The organism is Vibrio sp. Vb0598 (genome assembly GCF_033338935.1).
GTDB classification, from domain to species: domain Bacteria; phylum Pseudomonadota; class Gammaproteobacteria; order Enterobacterales; family Vibrionaceae; genus Vibrio; species Vibrio alginolyticus.
Genome location: NZ_JAWOTP010000088.1, coordinates 1 through 1,591, shown reverse-complemented (window position 1 = coordinate 1,591; position 1,591 = coordinate 1). Strand labels below are relative to the sequence as shown.

At 44.1% G+C, this 1,591-nt stretch carries 1 protein-coding gene; it reads left to right on the top strand.

What is annotated here, in order from left to right; all coding sequences use genetic code 11:
- Positions 1-431: 431 nt before the first annotated feature.
- A partial coding sequence (fliD, locus tag R7Q38_RS23120) for a flagellar filament capping protein FliD (RefSeq protein ID WP_318114427.1) occupies positions 432-1,591 on the top strand: 1,160 nt, incomplete at its 3' end.

Below are 1,591 nucleotides of genomic sequence, written 5' to 3'. Positions count from 1 at the left end.
AACAAATTCATTCATTTCTGTCGTTCTTTTCTAAGTGATAGCCTGACGTTGGTAAGGTGCGCTAAAACACCAAAATATGCCGAGTTAAAAGATACCAAAAATCGATGTACTTCCTCTGTAGGAATAGTCCTATTTACATAGCAGGAAACACCTAAAGCAGCGCTTTATTAACGGCTTAATCAACACGTCACATTCCTAAAATGAATTAAATATTTTCAGCTTTTTAGTCGCCTTGTCTTATAGGGAAACACTAGATGTTTTCGAGAGGAAGGCGGAACACATAAGGTGGAAAATCTACTTCCTCTCAAATTTAAATAGTATCGCAAGTCAATGTTTTAAAAGAATATTTAAGTTAGGCACGTATCTTGCGATAAGACATATTTTCAAGGCATAGAGTTACGCCAATTACCAATGAGAGAGGGAGTAAGCTCGTGAGTTCAATAGATCCAGCAACCTTTGCAGCCCAATTGGCGCAGATAGAAGTTCAACCTTTTAAACAACGCTACCAACTGCAAACCAATACGTATCAATCTCAGCTATCTGCTCTGGGTAAAGTTGAGAGTGCCATGCGCGAGTTCCGCACTGCGCTCAACGAAATGAACAGCAGCACAAACAGCATCATTAAAAACTCCACCTCCATCTCTCAAGAAGGCTACTTTACTGCAAATGCAGACGCTAAGGCTCTATCGGGTAGTTATCAGATATTCGTCGAGCAAGTAGCAACGTCACACCAAGTTTCTACTGGAATGCCAGCAGATCTAGACGCAACCACTGAAATCCCAAAAACAGGAAATCTTGAGTTCACCGTCAACGGTAAAACAATGACGATTGATCTATCAACCGTCGATACCGACGGCGATGGCGTAGCGACGGTGAGTGACCTAACGAAAGCGATCAATAACAACAGTGACAACCCAGGTGTAAACGCAACCTTGGTACGCTCAAATGGTCAGACTCACTTCATGCTTTCAAGCACTGAAACCGGCGTCGCTAACCAAATCAACGTGTCCGCAACGAGCACAGGCCAAGCGTGGTTTGAAGATGCATTCACAAACCTTAGTCAAATCAGTGCCCCCCAAGATGCAGTGATCTGGTTGGGTGCAGAGAAAACTGGTCTAAAACTCACTAACTCGAGCAATACGTTTGAAGGTGTTATCGATGGCGTAGACATTACTGTAACCAAGGCTCAGACCTCTGGAGAAACCGCGATTGGTTTAGGTATCGGCGCTGATGACGAAGCAACCAAAGAGCAGCTCAATAAGTTCGTAGACGCCTACAACACATTGATATCTACAATTGATGAACACACACAAATCGGCAGTGAAGATAAAAAACGCGGTGTGCTAGCTAGCGACCCAACCATGCGCTCAATTGAAAGCCAACTATCAAGCCTTGTCCGAGGCGAGCACGGCGGCATGCGCTTAAGCGAAATAGGCGTAACGTTGGATCGCCATGGCAAATTGAAAGTGGACCAAGAAAAATTTGCAGAGGCACAAAAAAACAATAGCGCAGGCTTAGAAGCGATGTTCAATGGCGACGGTGCATTACTTGACTCAATGGATGCCATGGCCGAACCATTCCTTAAATTTTC